The organism is Rathayibacter sp. VKM Ac-2759 (assembly GCF_009834225.1).
GTDB lineage: Bacteria > Actinomycetota > Actinomycetes > Actinomycetales > Microbacteriaceae > Rathayibacter.
In genome coordinates, this window is record NZ_CP047176.1 from 1955387 (window position 1) to 1972229 (window position 16843).

Consider the following 16843-nt stretch of genomic DNA (forward strand, 5'->3'; position numbering starts at 1 on the left):
TCCGAGGCCGCCCCCGCGTGCATCCTGCCCGCGGCCGGTGGAGGGCGGACGCGGCCGATGAGCAGAGGAGAGGAGGCCCGTGATCACCGGGATCGGGGTGGACGTCGTGGGGATCCCGCGCTTCGAGCGCGTGCTGGAGCGCTCCCCCGGCCTGCTGCTGCGGCTCTTCGCGCCCGACGAGCGGACCCTCGCTCCCCGATCCCTGGCCGCGCGCTTCGCCGCCAAGGAGGCCCTCGTCAAGGCTCTCGGCGGGCCGAACGGCATGCGGTGGACCGATGTCGAGGTGGTCGGGGAGCCCTCGGGACGCCCGGCCTTCTCTCTCCGCGGTCCGACGGCCGACGTCGTCACGGCACTCGGGATCACCGCTCTGCACCTCTCGATCACGCGCGACGGCGGAGTCGCCGTCGCCTCCGTGATCGCGGAAGCCGGAGGGCCGGACATCGATCGACGGCAGAGGTGACCGAGGGAGCTGCTCGCGAGAGGCAGTGGTCCGTCACCGCCGTGGGCGCGGGAGGATCCCCAGGCAGAGCACGGTGAGCGCGAGCTGGAGCACCGAGGCCGCGAAGATCGCCGGCTGCAGGAGCGAGTACTCCTGGAGGACCAGGACCTGGACGAAGATCCAGATCAGCAGTCCGAAGCCCGCGACCGCGGCCGCGGCGAGGTACCAGACGCTGTTCCGCAGCTGGAGCACGACGGCCAGCGCCTGAGTGCCGCCGACGACGATCGCGAGGATGAGGCCGGGGCCGACGAAGGAGTCGAAGGGGCTCGTCTCGAGTGCGGACAGCGACAGGCCGAGACCGCCGGTCGCGATGAGCCCGATCCCCCTCCGATCGCCGCGAGGGCGAGCAGCGACTGCAGCACGACGAGCGATGTCCACGCTCCGTCGGCCGCCTCGCGCCACGCCGCCTTCCGGGTCGTGACCCGGTCCTCCCGCGCAGCTGCGGCCGTTCCGGTGGCGGTGCCTGATCTCATGAGGAGGTCTCCTCTCCTGGTTCTCGTGCAGGGGATCCTCCCTCGCGCCGGAGCGTCGCGGCGGGGCCTTGGTCCTCCGGGTCTCGGGCGCGGGATCGGTCGGAGGGGTCCCGCGAAGGTGCTGCCCGCGCCCTCGGCCCCCGTGTGACCTTCGGCCCCTCCCGGTGCGCTCCGGCGAGCGAGCGTCGTCGCATGACACCTTCATCGTCACCCACCGCCTCGGGCACCGTCGTCCGTCCGTCGCACCCTCGCATCGTCGTGGGGGTGGACGGCTCCGAGCACTCCCGCGCCGCGCTCCGCTCCGCCGACCGCCTCGCGCACGCGTTCGACGCCTCCATCGAGGCCGTCGCGGTCTGGCACTACCCGGTCAGCTACACGCCGCTCCCCGTCACCTGGTCTCCTCGGGACGACGCGGAGTCGCTGGGCCGGGCCGCGCTCGACGACGTCTTCGGGCCGACTCCGCCCGACTCGGTGACGCTGACGGTCCGGGAAGGAGCGACCGCCCGGGTGCTGATCGAGGAGGCCGCGGGCGCCGACTACCTCGTCGTCGGCAGCCGCGGTCACGGCGGCTTCGCCGGGCTGCTCCTCGGCTCCGTCAGCGCGCAGTGCGCCGAGCACGCCCCGTGCCCGGTCCTGGTGGTCCACGAGAGCGAGGCGGCCGCGCCGGCTCGGCACTGACCTCCTGCGCGGCGGTCGGAGCAGCGCCCCGATGGCCGGTCGCGGGCACGGTCGTGAGCACCCGGGCTCGATGGGGGGACGTAGGACCCCCGCTCCTGCCGGACCGTCCGGTCGACTGGGAGCGCACCGCACCGCGGTGCCGGAGGGAGAGCAGGATGACAGGCAGCCACGACACCCGGCTCCGCGCTGATCGGGTCGTCGACGGTGCTCCCGCCCGGCATCGCGTCTCCGAGCAGCCCGGCCGGACAGCCCTCCTGCGCCGGTCCCCGTGGTTGACGCTGGCCGTCAGCGCCCTCGCCGTCGCAGGACTCTGGTGGCTGGTCGTGCCCGACCCGGATCTGCGCGCGGCCGGCGGCGCCGCTCTCGCCGGCGCGACCGCGGCGGCCGTCGCCACCCGGTCCGTCGTGCGCATGATCGTCCGGCTCCGCGCCGGGGCGTTCGGCGTCGACCTGCTGGCGGTGCTCGCGATCGGAGCGACGCTCGCCGTGGGCGAGCACCTCGCGGCGCTGATCGTCGCGGTGATGCTGACGGGGGGCGAAGCGCTCGAGAGCGGCGCGGAGGCGCGGGCCCGGCGTGCGCTCGATGCGCTGCTGAACGGCGCTCCTCGGCTCGCCCACCGGCTCGGCGGGGCGGGGGTCTACGAGGACGTGCGGGCGGAGGAGATCGCCGTCCGAGACATCGTGCTCGTCCGTCCGGGCGAGCTGGTTCCGGTCGACGCGACCCTCCTCGGCCCGGCCGCCGCCTTCGACGAGTCGTCGCTGACCGGCGAGAGCCTGCCGGTCGAGCACCTGCCGGGCGATCCGCTGCTGAGCGGGTCGGTGAACGGCACCGTCGCCGTCACGGCGACCGCGACAGCGGCGGCCGCGGCGAGCCAGTACCAGGTGATCGTCGCTCTCGTGTCGGAGGCGCAGCGAGCGCAGGCTCCCGTCGTGCGGCTCGCGGACCGCTTCGCCCTCCCCTTCACCGTCGTCTCCGTCGCGATAGCGGCCACCGCCTGGGCGATGTCGGGAGAGGCGGTCCGCTTCGCCGAGGTCCTCGTGCTGGCGACGCCCTGCCCGCTGCTGATCGCGGCTCCGGTCGCCTACATCGGCGGTCTCGGGCGCGCCGCCCGCCGCGGTGTCATCGTCAAGGGAGGCGCGGTGCTCGAGACGCTGTCCCGCGCCCGGACGGTCGTCTTCGACAAGACCGGGACGCTCAGCGCGGGCCGGCCGGCGGTGGAGCGCGTCGAGCCGCGACCCGGCGTCGATGCCGACGAGCTGCTGGCGGTGGCCGCCGCGGCGGAGCAGTACTCGACCCACGCCTACGCGCAGAGCATCCTCGAGCGCGCCCGTGCCGCCCGGCTCCCGGTCCCGGCCGCGACCGGAGCCTCGGAGTCCGGCTCCGACGGTGTGGGCGCCCTCGTCGACGGCGCCACCGTCTTCGTCGGCAAGCCCGGCATCGCGGAACGCACCAGCACCGGCTACCGGCCGGCGACCCTGCGCGCCGGTGAGAGCTCGATCGCCGTGACCCGCGACGGTCGCTTCGCAGGCTCCATCGTCGTCACCGATCCGGTCAGGACCGAGGCGGCGAGCACGATCGCGCGGCTGCGGCGAGCCGGCGTCGAGCGGATCCTCCTGCTCAGCGGAGACGCCGAGCGCACGGTCGCACGGGTCGCCGCCGAGCTCGCCGTCGACGACTTCCGCAGCGGTTGCCGCCCGGCGGAGAAGGTCGCGGCGCTGCACGACGTGCGCGAGCGGCCCGCGATCATGGTGGGCGACGGCGTGAACGACGCACCCGCCCTCGCCGCCGCGGACGTGGGCGTCGCGATGGGCGCACGCGGTTCGACCGCCGCAGGCGAGGCCGCCGATGTCGTCGTCCTGATCGACGATCTGTCCCGGGTCGCCGACGCGGTCGAGATCGGCCGGCGGACCACCCGCATCGCCCTCCAGAGCATCGCCGTCGGCATCGGGCTCAGCACGGCGCTGATGCTGATCGCGACGACGGGGGTCGTCCCCGCTGTCGCGGGCGCGCTGCTGCAGGAGGCCGTCGACGTCGCCACGATCCTCGGCGCTCTCCGCGCCTCCGCCGCTCCCCTCTCGTGGCGACCCACTCTCCGAGCACGAAGGACGGCGTCATGACGACCGACATCCCCCACCGCAGCGCACGACCCACTCCGGCGGCGACCTGGCACGAGCGGCTCGGAGCCTCGCTGTCGCCCGGCGAGCGCGCCGCGGATCTGCTGCGGAACGGCATGGGCAGCTGGCGCTTCGTCGGCGCCTTCGTGCTCTTCATGCTCCTCTGGGCGCTCGCCAACACCTTCTGGGTGGGCTGGGACGACTACCCGTTCATCCTGCTGAACCTCTTCCTCAGCATGCTCGCCGGCCTCCAGGGCGCGATCCTGCTGATCGCCGCGAAGCGCCAGGACGCCATCTCCGCGGCCCTCGCCCAGCACGACTTCGACACGAACCTCGCCGCGAAGACCGACATCGAGGTCCTCCTCGAGATCAACCGGCGGCAGCTGCTGCTCCTCGCCGAGCTCCAGGAGGCGCTCGCGCTCCTGGGCGATCCCGCGGCGGGGATCCCGGGGTCGCGCGGCGCGGTCCTGCAGGCCGAGGCGGTGCGGACATGACCACAGGCCCCGAAGGCCGTCGCGGACGCCGCAGCGCAGGCGCGCCGAGCCGCTCCGGAGATCGCCGTCACCGCGGTGCTCGACTCCGTGGTGCGGGCGGCCCGACTCCGCGAGGTGCCGGCAGTGCCCGGCCCGCGGAGTAGCTCCACGGTCGTGGACGCCGTCACGATCCGGGGACTCCGGAAGTCCTACGGCAGGGTCGTCGCGCTGGACGGGCTCGACCTGAGCGTCGCGGCCGGCGAGATCCACGGCTTCCTGGGGCCGAACGGCGCCGGCAAGTCGACCACGATCCGCATCCTCCTCGGTCTCGCGCGTGCGACCGGAGGCGTGGCGACGGTGCTCGGCGGCGACCCGTGGCGGCAGGCGGTCGCGCTGCACCGGCGCATCGCCTCCGTGCCCGGCGATGTCAGCGTCTGGCCCAACCTGTCGGGCGGCGAGGCGATCGACCTGCTCGCCCGGCTGCGCGGCGCCGGCGCGCTCGGCGACTCCTACCGGCGCGAGCGCGCCCGCCTGCTCGAGGCGTTCGACCTCGACCCGCGGAAGAAGGGCCGCGCCTACTCGAAGGGGAACCGGCAGAAGGTGGCGCTCGTCGCCGCTCTCGCCGTGCCCGCCGAGCTCTACCTGCTCGACGAGCCGACCAGCGGGCTCGATCCCCTGATGGAGCTCGTGTTCCAGCGGGAGCTGCGGCGGGTGCGCGAGAGCGGAGCGACGGTCCTGCTCTCGAGCCACCTCCTGTCGGAGGTCGAGCAGCTCTGCGACCGGGTCAGCATCGTCCGCGCGGGCCGGGTCGTCGAGTCGGGGACGCTCGCGGACCTGCGGCATCTCACGCGCACCGAGGTGTCGTTCGCCGGCAGCGTCGTGCCCGAGCTGGCGGGCGTGCACGACGCCGCGGTGGTCGACGGGCGGGTGCGGTTCACGGTCGACAGCGACGCGGTGGCCGGCCTGCTGCCGGTGCTCGGGCGGTGGGGGGTCGAGGGGCTGCGGGTGCAGCCTCCGTCGCTCGAGGAGCTGTTCCTGCGGAACTACGGCGCCCCGTGAGCGCCGTCGCGGCGCTGCTGCGCCTGCGCCTGCGCCGCGACGCGGTGCAGCTCGCCGTCTGGATCCTCGGCACGGCCTCCCTCGCCGGGGCCGCCCACGCCGGCGTCACCGCCTCCTACGGAACGCAGGCCGACCGGTCCGCGCTGCTCGCGACCGCCGCCGCGAACCCCGTGATCCTGCTCTTCCGGGGGCTGCCCTCCGGTCCGGGTGAGGGTGCGTTCCTCGCGTTCCTGATCGTGCCGTTCCTCGCGATGACCGCCGCCTTCATGAGCAGCTTCCTCGCCGTCCGGCACACCCGGGCGGAGGAGGAGACCGGTCGCGCGGATCTCGTCGGCGCCACGTCCGCCGGCCGCTCGGCACCGCTGGCCGCGACGATCGTGCACGCGGTGCTCGCGAACGCGGTGCTGGCCCTGCTGTGCACCGCGGTGCTGCTGCCGACCGGGCTCGGAGCGCGCGGCGCGGTGACCACGGGGCTCGGCGCGGGGGCTTCGGGTCTGGTCTTCTTCGGCCTCACCCTCCTCGCTGCGCAGCTCGTGCGCGGCTCGCGTGCGGCGAACGCGGCGGGTGTGTGGATCATCCTCGGCACCTTCGTCCTGTGCGGTGTCGGCAACGCGGTCGGGACGCCGAGCGCCGATGCGCTGCGGATCGAGAGCGCGTGGCCGGCGTGGCTCTCGCCGTTCGGCTGGGTCGAGAACACGAGGCCGTACGACGTCGACGACCTGCGCCCGCTGCTGCTCTGCGCGGTGGTCGCGATCGCCGCGACGGGAGGAGCGTTCGCGCTGCACGCGAGCCGCGACTCCGGTGCGGGGCTGCTGCCCGAGCGGCGGGGTCGAGCGTCCGCGGGTGCCCTGCTGGGCGGCCCGCTCGGGCTCGCCTGGCGGCTCGGCCGCGGCGCCGTGCTCGGCTGGGCGGTCGGCGGGGTGCTGACGGGGCTGCTGGCCACGCGCCTCGCGGCGGTGCTCGGCGAGGTCAGCGCGCAGATCCCCTCCGTGCAGGAGCTGACCCGCGCCCTCGCGGAGAACGGCTCGCTCGAGCAGGGCGCGGTCGTGATCTTCTTCACCCTGCTCGGCGTTCTCGCGTCGTGCTGCGCGGTGCAGACGGTCTGCCGCGCGCGTCAGGAGGAGGCCCGCGGCACGGCCGAGCCGGTGCTCTCGGGTGCGGTGGGGCGGCTCCGCTGGCTCGCGTCGTTCGCGGGGGTGGCGTCGGCCGGCGTCGTGCTCACCATGTCGGGCGGAGTCGTGGGAGCCGCACTCGGACTCGCCTCCCTCCCGGATCCCGACTGGTCGCTGATGGCGACCGTGCTGGTCACCGGCGCCGGTCAGGCCGTCGCCGCGGCGGTCCTCCTCGTGGCGACGGCCCTGCTGGTCGTCGCGGTGCCGAGACTCACGATCCCGGGCGGCTGGACGCTCGTCGCGCTCGCGACGGTGCTCGGCCTCTTCGGTCCGCTGTTCGCCGCGCCGCAGTGGCTGGTCGACGTCTCGCCGATCGCGGTGGCGCCGACCCTCGCGGGAGACAGCGTGGAGGCGCGCGGGCTGGTGTGGCTGGTCGTCGCCGTCGCCGCCGGCGCGACCGCAGTGGTGCTCCTCCTGCGGCGGAGGGAACTGACCCCGGACGAGTGACCCCGGAGTTCGGATCGCCGGCGTCGTCGGCAGCGCGGGGAAGAGCCCTGCACCCGTCGAGCGGGGTGCAGGGCTCTCGCTGATCGCCTCGGGCGGGTCCGGTCGATCAGCCGCTGGTGCGACCTCCCCCCTCGCGGTCGGCCGCTTCTCCCGCGACAGCCGGTCCGGGCGTCGTCGCGGTCGAGATGCGGGTGCACCAGGTCAGGGAGTCCGGGTTGTCGGCCGGTCCGATCAGGTACTCCTCCCAGGTCGTCTCCGAGCTCTGGAGTCCGTGGGAGTGTGCCCACGACTCGAGCCGGTCGTAACTCCGGGCGAGAGTGGCGTAGTCGCCGTAGTGCTTCGTCGTCACGGCGGTGCAGGCGGGGAGGACGTCGGCGAGGAGGTCTCCCCTGCCTCCGGCCGCCGCGCGCGCGTCGGCGAGGGTCGTCGCAGGCAGCGCGGCGGTCACGTCGACGATCCCCTCGGAGTCGGGGCCGCCGTGGTAGATCGCGGTCGGTTCGCCTGCGACGGCGTCCTCCTCGAGGGCCTCGTGCAGCCGCGCGAAGCCGATCGCGAGGAAGTCGCTGAGGTGCGCGAGGGGAACCCTCCGCCGCTCCCCCAGGTAGGGGAAGCCGGAGAAGGCGGCGCGGCGGACGTCGCCGCGGGTCCAGCGGGCGTTCGCCAGCGTCGTCATCGGCTCGCTCCGATCGGGGCGGCCGCGACGACCTCGATCGGCACGGTGTAGGTGGTGCACCGGCTGTACGCGTCGATCAGAGCCGGATCGCCGACCGCTCGACGGCCGTCCACCGACAGCACCCGTCCGACGACGGCGAGCGTGTCGTCGGTGACCACGGCGACGGCGCACGACTCGGCGGGAAGCCGCCAGAGGTCGTCGTTCTCCTCGAGCCACCGCACACCCCGGGATCCGGCGTCCTGCTCGATCCCGTTGCACAGCTCCCGCACCGCGGGCGCCACAGGCTCGGTGAGCAGGATCGCGACGGTATTGCCGGCACTCCTCGCGGCAGCGACATGGGCGAGGACGGTCTCGCGCGCCGGGTCCGGTCCGAAGGCGAGGACGACGGTTCCGATGGGAGCGAGGACGTCGACGCACGCGCCTCCTGCGCCGTACTCGATCCGCCCGTGCGCGCTTCTCGCGAACGATCTCATCGCCGCGAGGTAGTCGGCCGTCGCGGCCGTCCGGCCTCGTGCGTGTGCTGTCCGCTCCCCCGAGACGGCGGGGAGAGGAGCCGTGTGCTGCAGCAGCATGGTCAGCGCAGACGGTTCGTGGGGTCGTCGTCGACCCGCGGATGCCGGGCGAGCTCCTGCTCGACGCAGTCGCGGACGGCACTGTCCGTGCGGCGCTCTGCCGTGATCGTCATGATCATGACCTTTCTTCTGTTCGGGGTCCGACGCCCTGTGGCGCCGGACTCGAGTGTCCGTCCTGCTCGGGCGGCCCAGGTGGGTCCAAGGTCCCCTCGGCCGGAGCGCGGCCGGCGGGGCGTGCGAGCCGCGGGCAGAGTCGACGGGAGCCCGCCGCGATCACCCGGCACTGCGGACGCCGTGCCGGCCGTGCGCACCCGTCAGCGCGGGCCCACGCGCTCCCCGCCCGCGACCGCCGCCCTGATCGCGTGCGCCGGTGGGATGCTGCCCGGCCCGATCCGCCGCCGGAAGACCCAGTAGGTCCACGCCTGGTACGCGATCACGAGCGGGAGCCCGAACGCCGTCACGACGCTCATGACCGCGAGCGTGTAGTCACCGCTCGACGCGTTCGCCACGGTGAGGTCGTACGCCGGATCGAGGGTCGACGGCAGGACGACGGGGTACACGGCGGCGAAGATCGAGGCCGTCCCGAGGAGGAGGAAGACCCCGAACCCGGCGAACGCGCGGCCCTCCCGTCCCGCTCTCGCCGACGACCAGGCCGCGACCACGGCGACGACCGCGAGGGCGACGAGCGCCCAGGTGAGCCACGAGCCGGTGCGCAGCTGCACCAGCAGCACCCAGCCGACGATCGGGAGCAGCGCCACGGGCGACCACCGCCAGGCGAAGGACCCTGCGGCGCGGCGGACGGGACCCTCGGTCTTCAGCGCCAGGAACGCTGCCGCGTGCACGAGGCAGAAGCCGACCACGGCGAGACCGCCCAGGACCGCGGTGCCGGTGAACCAGACGAAGGGCCCGCCGACGCGGTCGCCGTTCGCATCCAGCGGCAGCCCGGTGGTGGTCAGCGCCAGCGCCGCTCCGACCCCGAAGGCGGCGAGGAACGCCCCGATGCCGTGCAGGAGGTCCCAGGTGAGGATCCATGCGCGCGAGCGCCCCTTGCCCCGGTACTCGATCGACACCGCCCGCACGATCAGCCCGAGCAGCACCACGACCAGAGGGACGTAGAGGGTCGAGAAGAGGGAGGCGTACCAGAACGGGAACGCGGCGAACGTGGCGGCACCGGCCGTCAGCAGCCAGACCTCGTTGCCGTCCCAGACCGGGCCGATGGTGTTCAGCATCACGCGGCGGTCGGAGTCGTTCCGGGCGGTGAGGAGCAGGTGCATCCCGACCCCGAGGTCGAAGCCCTCGAGGAACAGGTAGCCGGTCCACAGCGCCGCGATGGCGACGAACCAGACGGTGGGGAGGAAGTCCACGGGCGGCCCTTCAGTAGGCGAAGGCGAGCACGTCGCCGTCGCGGTGGTCGTCGGAGTCGTCGAGCTCCGGCATCACGCCGGACACGCCTGCCCGCACGAAGCGCACCAGCAGCGTCACCTCGACGACCATCAGCGCGCCGTACACGAGGCCGAGGCTGATCAGCGAGAACAGGAGCTCCCCCGTGGTCACCCCCGGTGAGACGGCGGCCTGCGTGAAGAGGTAGACGCCGTCGACCCCGGACGGGTTCGGAGCGACCGCGAACGGCTGCCGCCCCATCTCGGTGAAGATCCAGCCCGCCGAGTTGGCGGCGAACGGCGCCGCGATCCCGAGGAGCGCCAGGCGCATGAGCCAGGCCGACCGCGGCACCGTCCCCCTGCGCGTGATCCAGAGCGCGACCACCGCCGCGAAGGCGGCGAGGGCGCCGAAGCCGATCATGATGCGGAAGCCCCAGTAGGTGACCGCCATCACCGGCACGTACTGGACGGGCGTGCCCGCCGCGTCGCCGTAGGCGGGGTCGTCGGGGACGGTCGTGCCGTACTCGGCCTGGTACCGGGGAACGAGCTCGTTCACCCCGGCGACGGGTGTGTCGACGTCTCCGTTGGCGAGGAAGGAGAGCAGCCCCGGCACCTCGATCACGTTCACGACCTGATCGCAGTCCTGCGCTCCGACGTCGCCGATCGCGAAGAACGAGAAGGAGGTGCCCGACTCGCAGGCCGCCTCCGCCGCGGCCATCTTCATCGGCTGCTGCTCGAACATCAGCTTCGCCTGGAGGTCGCCGGTGACGGCGACTCCGGCGAAGCCGATGACCGCGACGACGGCACCGATGCGCAGCGAGCGGATCCACACACTGTGGTCGGTCGCGTCCCTGCCCGGGATCGAGGGGTTCTCGCCGACGATCACGCGCTTGTCCGCGCCGACCGTGTCGATCCCGTCGCGGCGGCGCTGCCAGAGCTGGTACCAGGCGATGCCGATCAGGAACGCCGCCCCGACGCCGAGCGACCCGAAGAGGGTGTGCGTGTAGGCACCGACCGCGGTGCTGTTGAACAGGACCGCCCCGATGTCGACGAGGACCGGTCGACCGTCGACGAGCTCGACTCCGACGGGGTGCTGCATCCACGAGTTGGCGACGATGATGAAGAACGCCGAGACGATCGAGCCGGCCACCGCGATCCAGAGAGCGGCGAGGTGCAGGCGCTTGGGCAGCCGGTCCCAGCCGAAGATCCAGAGCCCCAGGAACGTGGACTCGAAGAAGAACGCGAGCAGCCCCTCCATCGCGAGCGGAGCGCCGAAGACGTCGCCGACGAAGCGGGAGTAGGTGCTCCACGCCATCCCGAACTGGAACTCCTGGACGATGCCGGTGACGACGCCCATCACGAAGTTGATCAGGTAGAGCTTCCCCCAGAACTTCGTCATCCGCAGGTAGCGGTCCTGGCCGGTTCGCACCCACAGGGTCTGCATGATCGCGACGACGGGACCGAGCCCGAGGGTCAGCGGGACCATCCAGAAGTGGTAGACGGTGAGAACGCCGAACTGCCATCGGGCGATGTCGACGGGATCCATCAGGACCTTCCTTCTCGAGGAGAGCGGGGCGGGCAGCAGCGGGGTGATGCGCCCCGGCCATGGTCGGGGAGGCGCGGGAGGGGGGACCGGGACGAAGGTCCCGTGCCGTTGCGCGGAGGATCACCTCCGTCCCGGCCGGCTCGGGACTTTCGTCCCTTGACTCCGCTCCGCGCACCGAGGACAGTTCCCCGCGTGTTCCTCCGGGGTTTCCCGGCACACCGGTGGGACACGGCACATCGTCGAAGGAGCGCGTCGTGGAAGTCCCGAGAACAGACGCTCGCGCCGAGCAGCGACGCGCCGTGCGAGTGGCAGCGCCTGCCGTGACGACGAGCCGACTCCCCGCGGTGACGGACGAGGGGCCCGGCCCCGGGGAGTCGGTGTGACCGGCGCGTAGTCGCGTCGGCTCGCGACTCGTCCGGGCTGAAGAGTGAGACCGGCGACGACGCACGACGGCACGCACCCGGTCGACGACGCGGACGCGCGGCTGCTCGAGAGTGACGACGAGGTCCCGCCGCGAGCGGCGGACGAGGGGTGGCCCCCGTCGGCCTCGGTCCTCAGCCGGCCCGCGACGCGTCTCCGATCGATCACGGGAGGGTGCAGCTGCTGCGCCCGGAGAGGCCGGCATGGGCCGCTTGCACTACGGCTCGTCCCTCGAGGCGGACTTCGACGATCGCCTGCTCGCCCACCTGCAGATCGTCATCGGCGTGAAGCTGGGCAGGAGCGAGTCCTTCTACTTCTCGTGGAGGAATGCGCGCGGCGGTGGGAACGGGCGCACGAGCATCTGGATGCACCCCTCGATCCCGCTGCGGTTCGAGTACGGGGCCGCCCCTGCGCCCGGCATCAATCCGACCTGGATCCGCCGGCTCCTCATCGACTCCCACACCGCGTCCGGCCTGCGCATCACTGCCGAACCGGAGTGTCTCCCCGACCGCGACGACGCGGCCTGATCCCTCCGATCACCGTGCTCCTGCTCCCCTCGGCCCTGACGGCAGGGCGCAGATGCTGGTGCCGGCGGCGAACCCGGTGATCGCCGCTCCGGGCATCGACCTCGCCGGACTGCCGTCCCCCGCTGGGAGCCCGCGGGCCCGGCCCCGGACGCCGTCGGTGACGGCGGCTCGCCCTGCGAGAACCACTCCTCGATAGCCCCGTGACCACCTGTGCTGCGGCGACGAGCGATCCTCTGCTCGACTACCCCCCGAGCGAGGCAGGGGGCCGTAGCCGGTACTCCCTACTCTCGGAGGAGGCGCAGGACCTCTTCGCCGACCGAGTGCTGTGCGCTGGTTCCGACCCTCGTGGTGACGCGAGCACGGTCGTCCCGCACGTCACCGGTGCTGCCGGCGGCGTCGGCGCCAGCGCCTCGACCCTGCTGACCGGCAGACGCTGATCCCGACCGCCTCCACTGCACGGCCGTGCGACCTGCTCCCGCAGCAGGACGGCGGCTACTCCCCGCACCACCCCGCCCGGAACGCAGTGACGCGTGCACCGAGGCTCCTCCCGCCGGAGAAGCCTCGATCCGCCGACCGCTGCGATCCTTCCGCCGCGATGCGCTCCGGGCGTCCCACTCCCGCACGAGCCGATCGGACGACACCCCCATGGCAAGACCCGCACGCACCAGGACCTCGCCTCAACGTCCCCTCCGCTGGGCGGAGAGGATCCTCCTGCGGGTACTGGCGGCAGCGGTCGTCGCGGGTCTCGCCGTGACGGCGACGTCGATCCTCCCGGCACAGGCCGCCTCGGCCGCCGTGAGCGGCACGACCTACGGGCCGGACGGCACGCACTACCCCTCGGACACGCCCGACATCCGCTCCGGGTTCTCCGACTACACGGTGGTGGAGGTCCCGGCGTCGGGCACGGCGATCCGCAAGGCCCTCGACGCTCTGAAGCCCGCCGAGATCGCGGCCGGGGCCGTCGTCCGGGTGGCGCCGGGGCACATCGCCGATCTGTCGGCACTCAACGGCTACACGAACAAGGGACGCGTCAAGGTGCTGATCACGGCGCGCGACGGCTTCCGCTCGGTCACTGGCGGCAGCTGGGCTCTGCGGGCGGTGACGGGGATCACGCTCATGCGCTTCGACATCGCCTCGATCGATGTGAAGGGCGCGACGCACGCGTCGTTCGCCTGGCTGCGGGTCAGTGAGAACTGGGTCGGCCTCGCCGCCTCGTCGGGCGTTCCCGTGCGCGACGTGGAGCTCATCGAGGTCGTCGAGCCCGAGTCGAGCCTGAAGAGCAGCGACTCGGCGCAGATCAAGTCGTTCGCTCCGCAGGTGATGAGCGACGTGCTGATCGAGGGCGGCTACATCGCCCCGTCCTACTACGTCGACGCGCCGTACGGAGGCGTGAACGCCGCGCGGCCCCACACCGACAGCCTCCAGATCGAGGGCAGCGGCGTGACCGGCCAGGTCACGGTCAGGGACACCGTCGTGTTCAGCTCGAACAACAGCGCCGTCATCATCGGAGGCGTGAAGCACGTCGCGTTCGAGGAGGCGTTCATCGTCGGCGGCGCCGTCACTGCGGCGCGCTACCCGTTCCTCCCCGGCGGGGCCGGACACGAGGGAGCCCTCAACGGCGCCGGCAGCCTGAGCGCCGTCCAGGGCTCGGGCGGCGGCAACGTCGACGCGTCCGACTCGACCTTCATCGGCTCCCTCCAGCCGACGTGGGACACGGTCTCGAACTCGTGGACGAGTCTCCCCGGGAAGGTCGCCCGGTCGGGCGCCTTCGCCGTCGACGCGGCCCTCGCCTCGATGACCGCCGCCGACCTCGACGCGGTGAGCACCCGGCCCACCACGGCCTACCTCGAGGCCATCTGGGACGACGTCGCGACTCCCCCGGAGCTCCCCACCGGTGAGGCCACCTCCGCGCCCACCGCGACCCCCGTGCCGACCGTCACCGCGGCACCCACCGCGGCACCCACCGCCGCACCGACCGTCGCCCCCACGGCAGAGCCCACGGCAGAGCCCACCGCTGCACCCACGGCAGAGCCCACCGCCGCACCCACGGCTGTACCCACGGCAGAGCCCACCGCAGAGCCCACTGTCACACCCACCGCAGAGCCCACCGTCGCGCCCACAGCAGTGCCGACCGCCGCACCCACGGCAGTGCCCACCGTCGCACCGACCGCTGCACCGGTCGACCGCGCCGCTCCGACCGTCGCGATCGTCTCGCCGACGTCCGGATCCTCGGTCGCCGGCGCGGTGACGCTCGAGGCCTCGGCCTCCGACGACGTCGCGGTGACGGGAGTGGGCTTCTGGGTCGGCACGACGCGACTCGGCGCCGCCTCCCTCGCCTCGGACGGCACCTGGACGCTCCCGCTGAACACCGCGACGTTCGCCAAGGGCACCTACGTCCTGACCGCGAAGGCGGCCGACGCCGCCGGCAACACCACCACGAGCGCACCGATCCGGCTGACGGTCGCAGCCGCTGCGACGCCTGCGCCGACGGCGACCGCCACTCCGACGGCGGCGCCCACCGCGACCCCGACTCCGACCGCGACCCCGATTCCGACGGCGACGCCCACCGCGACCGCGACTCCGACGCCCACCGCGACGCCGACGCCGACGGAGACCCCGACCGCGACGCCGACGCCCACCGCGACCCCGACCGCCGAGCCGTCGCCCGTCCCGACCGTGACGCCGACCCTCGCGCCGACGCCCGAGCCGTCCGGCGCTCCGGCTCCGGTCGACCCCGCGGCTCCGACCGTCGCCATCGTCTCGCCGAGCTCCGGCTCATCGGTGACCGGCATCGTCACCCTCGTCGCCACCGTCTCGGGCGACACGGAGACCGCCGGCGTCGCCTTCTGGGCCGGGACCACCAGGATCGGCGACGCGACCCTCGGCGAGGACGGCACCTACTCCCTCGCCGTGAACACCTCGGCCTTCCCGCGGGGGACGTACTCGGTGACCGCGGTGGCCGTGGACACCCGGGGCGGCACGACCACGAGCGCACCGGTCCTGCTGAGACGGGTCTGATCCGGTCGGGGGTCGAGGAGCGCCGGCTCCGCGACCCCGCACTCCGGGTCGCGGGCATCGTGCACGGTGCCGATTCCCGCCCCGGCTCGGCGTGGCGTCGTCCCGGAACCGGCGGAAACGCTCGCGGCATGAGGGGATGGAGTCGGCGGGATCGGACCCGCTCCCCCGCACTCGACTCAGAAAGCCAGGCCATGTCACTCAGCGTGCTGTTCATCGGCGGGACGGGCATCATCAGCTCGGCCTGCGTCGTCCGCTCCCTCGCGCTCGGATTCGAGGTCACCGTCCTGAACCGCGGCACGACCGCGATCCGCCCGCTGCCCGACGGCGTGCGGCAGGTCCGCGGCGACATCCGCGACCCCGACTCCGTCCGCGCCGCGCTCGGGGACGAGAGCTTCGACGTCGTCGTCGAGTTCGCCGCCTTCACCCCGGAGCACGTGCAGCAGGACATCGACCTGTTCGCCGGCCGCACCGCCCAGTACGTCTTCATCAGCTCGGCCTCGGCCTACCAGACGCCGCCGACCCGGCTCCCGATCACGGAGTCGACACCGCTGCGGAACCCCTTCTGGGAGTACTCGCGGGACAAGATCGCCTGCGAGGACCTCCTGGTGGCGGAGTACCGCCGCAGCGGCTTCCCGATCACCATCGTCCGCCCCTCGCACACCTACGACCGCACCGCGCTTCCCGTCGACGGCGGCTGGACCGTCATCGATCGGATGCGCCGCGGAGACGAGGTCGTCGTGCTGGGAGACGGCACCTCGCTGTGGACGCTCACGCACACCGACGACGTCGCCGTCGGCCTCGTCGGGCTGTTCGGCGCGTCCGCGGCGATCGGCGAGGCGTTCCACATCACGGGCGACGAGACGCCGACGTGGGATCAGATCCACCGCGCACTCGCGGCGGCGGCCGGAGTCGAGGCGCGCCTCGTGCACGTGACCTCGGACGCGATCGCGGCGGCCGACCCGGCGCTCGGTGCGGGGATCGTGGGCGACAAGGCCCACTCGATGGTCTTCGACAACGCGAAGATCCGCAGCGTGGTGCCCGCCTTCTCCCCCTCCGTGCGCTTCACCGCCGGCGCCCGGGAGATCATCGAGTGGTACGACGCCGACCCGGCGCGCCAGGTGGTCGATGCGCGCCTGGACGCGCTGTTCGACTCTCTGATCGAGACCTACCGGCCCCGCCCGCTCTGACGCCGGGTCAGCCGCGCGCGGATCTCAGCGCGTCGGCCGACTGCTGCGCGACCCGGCGCACGTCTCGGTCGGGATCGCGCAGCATCGCGGTCAGCGTCTGCTCGACGCTGGCGGCGAACTCGCCCTTCTCGTCGCGACCCGACGTGGTTCCCGCCACCGCGACGGCCGAGAGGGCGCGCGCGCCGGCCGCTCGGACGCGGGGGTGCTCGTCGGTGGTGAGACGGGCGAGCTTCTTCTGCCCGCCGAGGAGGCGCTCGGCGCAGACCCGCGCGCACATCTCGCGCACGCGCCACGACGCGTTCGCGAGGCCCGCGGTCACGGCCTCCGCCGCGTCGTCGTCCCAGACGTAGAGCAGAGCGCGGGCGCCCCACAGCTCGGGCCAGTAGAGCGACGGCGCGCCCTTCAGGATGCCGTCCGCGTGCTCACCGCCCACGGTGAGGAGGAAGGACTCGCCCTCGTAGCCCCCCGTGAGCAGCGCCGCGGAGCGCAGGGCGACCGTCCGCTCGCCCTCGCGGGCGACCTGGGCGCGCAGGCGGTCCTCGAGGGAGTCGGACAGGGTGACGGGTGGTTCGCTGTCGGGAGTCATGTGGCCTCCAGGGTATCCGG

15 protein-coding genes are annotated in these 16843 nt (G+C 73.4%); 9 read left to right on the plus strand and 6 right to left on the minus strand.

Annotated elements, in window-relative coordinates; translation table 11 throughout:
- The first annotated feature begins 79 nt into the window (after positions 1 to 79).
- Positions 80 to 460 (plus strand): holo-ACP synthase, encoded by a 381-nt coding sequence (locus tag GSU68_RS08980; RefSeq protein ID WP_159907412.1) that lies wholly within the window; start codon positions 80 to 82, stop codon positions 458 to 460.
- Between the two features lie 33 nt (positions 461 to 493).
- Here the strand turns inward: GSU68_RS08980 and GSU68_RS08985 are convergent, their stop codons facing one another.
- Positions 494 to 877, minus strand: a complete 384-nt coding sequence (locus GSU68_RS08985) for a hypothetical protein (protein WP_159907414.1) — start codon at positions 875 to 877, stop codon at positions 494 to 496.
- Between the two features lie 287 nt (positions 878 to 1164).
- Here GSU68_RS08985 and GSU68_RS08990 point away from each other — a divergent pair, with 287 nt between their 5' ends.
- The 5 genes from GSU68_RS08990 (at position 1165) to GSU68_RS09010 (ending at position 6915) form a co-directional block, all read left to right on the plus strand.
- On the plus strand, positions 1165 to 1650 hold the full coding sequence (locus GSU68_RS08990) for a universal stress protein (RefSeq protein ID WP_159907416.1): 486 nt from the start codon (positions 1165 to 1167) through the stop codon (positions 1648 to 1650).
- 155 nt (positions 1651 to 1805) lie between these two features.
- Positions 1806 to 3767: a heavy metal translocating P-type ATPase gene (locus GSU68_RS08995; RefSeq protein ID WP_159907418.1), complete on the plus strand. Its 1962-nt coding sequence runs from the start codon at positions 1806 to 1808 to the stop codon at positions 3765 to 3767.
- Positions 3764 to 4258: a DUF1003 domain-containing protein gene (locus tag GSU68_RS09000; protein WP_348272518.1), complete on the plus strand. Its 495-nt coding sequence runs from the start codon at positions 3764 to 3766 to the stop codon at positions 4256 to 4258. The genes GSU68_RS08995 and GSU68_RS09000 overlap by 4 nt, the downstream gene beginning before the upstream one ends.
- A gap of 153 nt (positions 4259 to 4411) precedes the next feature.
- Positions 4412 to 5296, plus strand: coding sequence for an ABC transporter ATP-binding protein (locus GSU68_RS09005; RefSeq protein ID WP_159907420.1), 885 nt, complete (start codon positions 4412 to 4414; stop codon positions 5294 to 5296).
- Positions 5293 to 6915, plus strand: a complete 1623-nt coding sequence (locus GSU68_RS09010) for a polyketide antibiotic transporter (RefSeq protein ID WP_159907422.1) — start codon at positions 5293 to 5295, stop codon at positions 6913 to 6915. Before GSU68_RS09005 ends, GSU68_RS09010 begins: the two co-directional genes overlap by 4 nt.
- 106 nt (positions 6916 to 7021) lie before the next feature.
- Here GSU68_RS09010 and GSU68_RS09015 read toward each other — a convergent pair whose 3' ends face one another.
- From GSU68_RS09015 to GSU68_RS09030, 4 genes are all read right to left on the minus strand, one after another.
- On the minus strand, positions 7022 to 7588 hold the full coding sequence (locus tag GSU68_RS09015; protein WP_159907424.1) for a hypothetical protein: 567 nt from the start codon (positions 7586 to 7588) through the stop codon (positions 7022 to 7024).
- Entirely contained in the window at positions 7585 to 8061 is a 477-nt protein-coding gene (locus GSU68_RS09020) for a hypothetical protein (protein WP_159907426.1), read from the minus strand. Before GSU68_RS09020 ends, GSU68_RS09015 begins: the two co-directional genes overlap by 4 nt.
- Positions 8062 to 8474: 413 nt before the next feature.
- Positions 8475 to 9524, minus strand: a complete 1050-nt coding sequence (gene cydB, locus GSU68_RS09025; RefSeq protein WP_159907428.1) for a cytochrome d ubiquinol oxidase subunit II — start codon at positions 9522 to 9524, stop codon at positions 8475 to 8477.
- Between the two features lie 10 nt (positions 9525 to 9534).
- Positions 9535 to 11085, minus strand: coding sequence for a cytochrome ubiquinol oxidase subunit I (locus tag GSU68_RS09030; RefSeq protein WP_159907430.1), 1551 nt, complete (start codon positions 11083 to 11085; stop codon positions 9535 to 9537).
- Positions 11086 to 11708: 623 nt separating this feature from the next.
- Here GSU68_RS09030 and GSU68_RS09035 point away from each other — a divergent pair.
- The 3 genes from GSU68_RS09035 (at position 11709) to GSU68_RS09045 (ending at position 16237) form a co-directional block, all read left to right on the plus strand.
- Complete coding sequence (locus GSU68_RS09035; RefSeq protein ID WP_159907432.1) at positions 11709 to 12032, plus strand: ATP-dependent DNA ligase; 324 nt, start codon at positions 11709 to 11711, stop codon at positions 12030 to 12032.
- Between the two features lie 645 nt (positions 12033 to 12677).
- Positions 12678 to 15050, plus strand: a complete 2373-nt coding sequence (locus GSU68_RS09040) for an Ig-like domain-containing protein (RefSeq protein ID WP_159907434.1) — start codon at positions 12678 to 12680, stop codon at positions 15048 to 15050.
- 191 nt (positions 15051 to 15241) lie between these two features.
- On the plus strand, positions 15242 to 16237 hold the full coding sequence (locus tag GSU68_RS09045; protein ID WP_159907436.1) for an SDR family oxidoreductase: 996 nt from the start codon (positions 15242 to 15244) through the stop codon (positions 16235 to 16237).
- Between the two features lie 7 nt (positions 16238 to 16244).
- On the opposite strand, the gene GSU68_RS09050 is transcribed toward GSU68_RS09045, so the two are convergent.
- Positions 16245 to 16823, minus strand: a complete 579-nt coding sequence (locus tag GSU68_RS09050; RefSeq protein WP_244259224.1) for a HEAT repeat domain-containing protein — start codon at positions 16821 to 16823, stop codon at positions 16245 to 16247.
- Between the last annotated feature and the right edge of the window lie 20 nt (positions 16824 to 16843).

Coding starts and splice junctions, on each gene's coding strand:
- GSU68_RS08990 (WP_159907416.1), top strand. CDS start 1,165: ATGACACCTTCATCGTCACCCACCGCCTCGGGCACCGTCGTCCGTCCG.
- GSU68_RS08995 (WP_159907418.1), top strand. CDS start 1,806: ATGACAGGCAGCCACGACACCCGGCTCCGCGCTGATCGGGTCGTCGAC.
- GSU68_RS09000 (WP_348272518.1), top strand. CDS start 3,764: ATGACGACCGACATCCCCCACCGCAGCGCACGACCCACTCCGGCGGCG.
- GSU68_RS09015 (WP_159907424.1), bottom strand. CDS start 7,588: ATGACGACGCTGGCGAACGCCCGCTGGACCCGCGGCGACGTCCGCCGC.
- GSU68_RS09020 (WP_159907426.1), bottom strand. CDS start 8,061: ATGAGATCGTTCGCGAGAAGCGCGCACGGGCGGATCGAGTACGGCGCA.
- GSU68_RS09030 (WP_159907430.1), bottom strand. CDS start 11,085: ATGGATCCCGTCGACATCGCCCGATGGCAGTTCGGCGTTCTCACCGTC.
- GSU68_RS09035 (WP_159907432.1), top strand. CDS start 11,709: ATGGGCCGCTTGCACTACGGCTCGTCCCTCGAGGCGGACTTCGACGAT.
- GSU68_RS09040 (WP_159907434.1), top strand. CDS start 12,678: ATGGCAAGACCCGCACGCACCAGGACCTCGCCTCAACGTCCCCTCCGC.
- GSU68_RS09045 (WP_159907436.1), top strand. CDS start 15,242: ATGTCACTCAGCGTGCTGTTCATCGGCGGGACGGGCATCATCAGCTCG.
- GSU68_RS09050 (WP_244259224.1), bottom strand. CDS start 16,823: ATGACTCCCGACAGCGAACCACCCGTCACCCTGTCCGACTCCCTCGAG.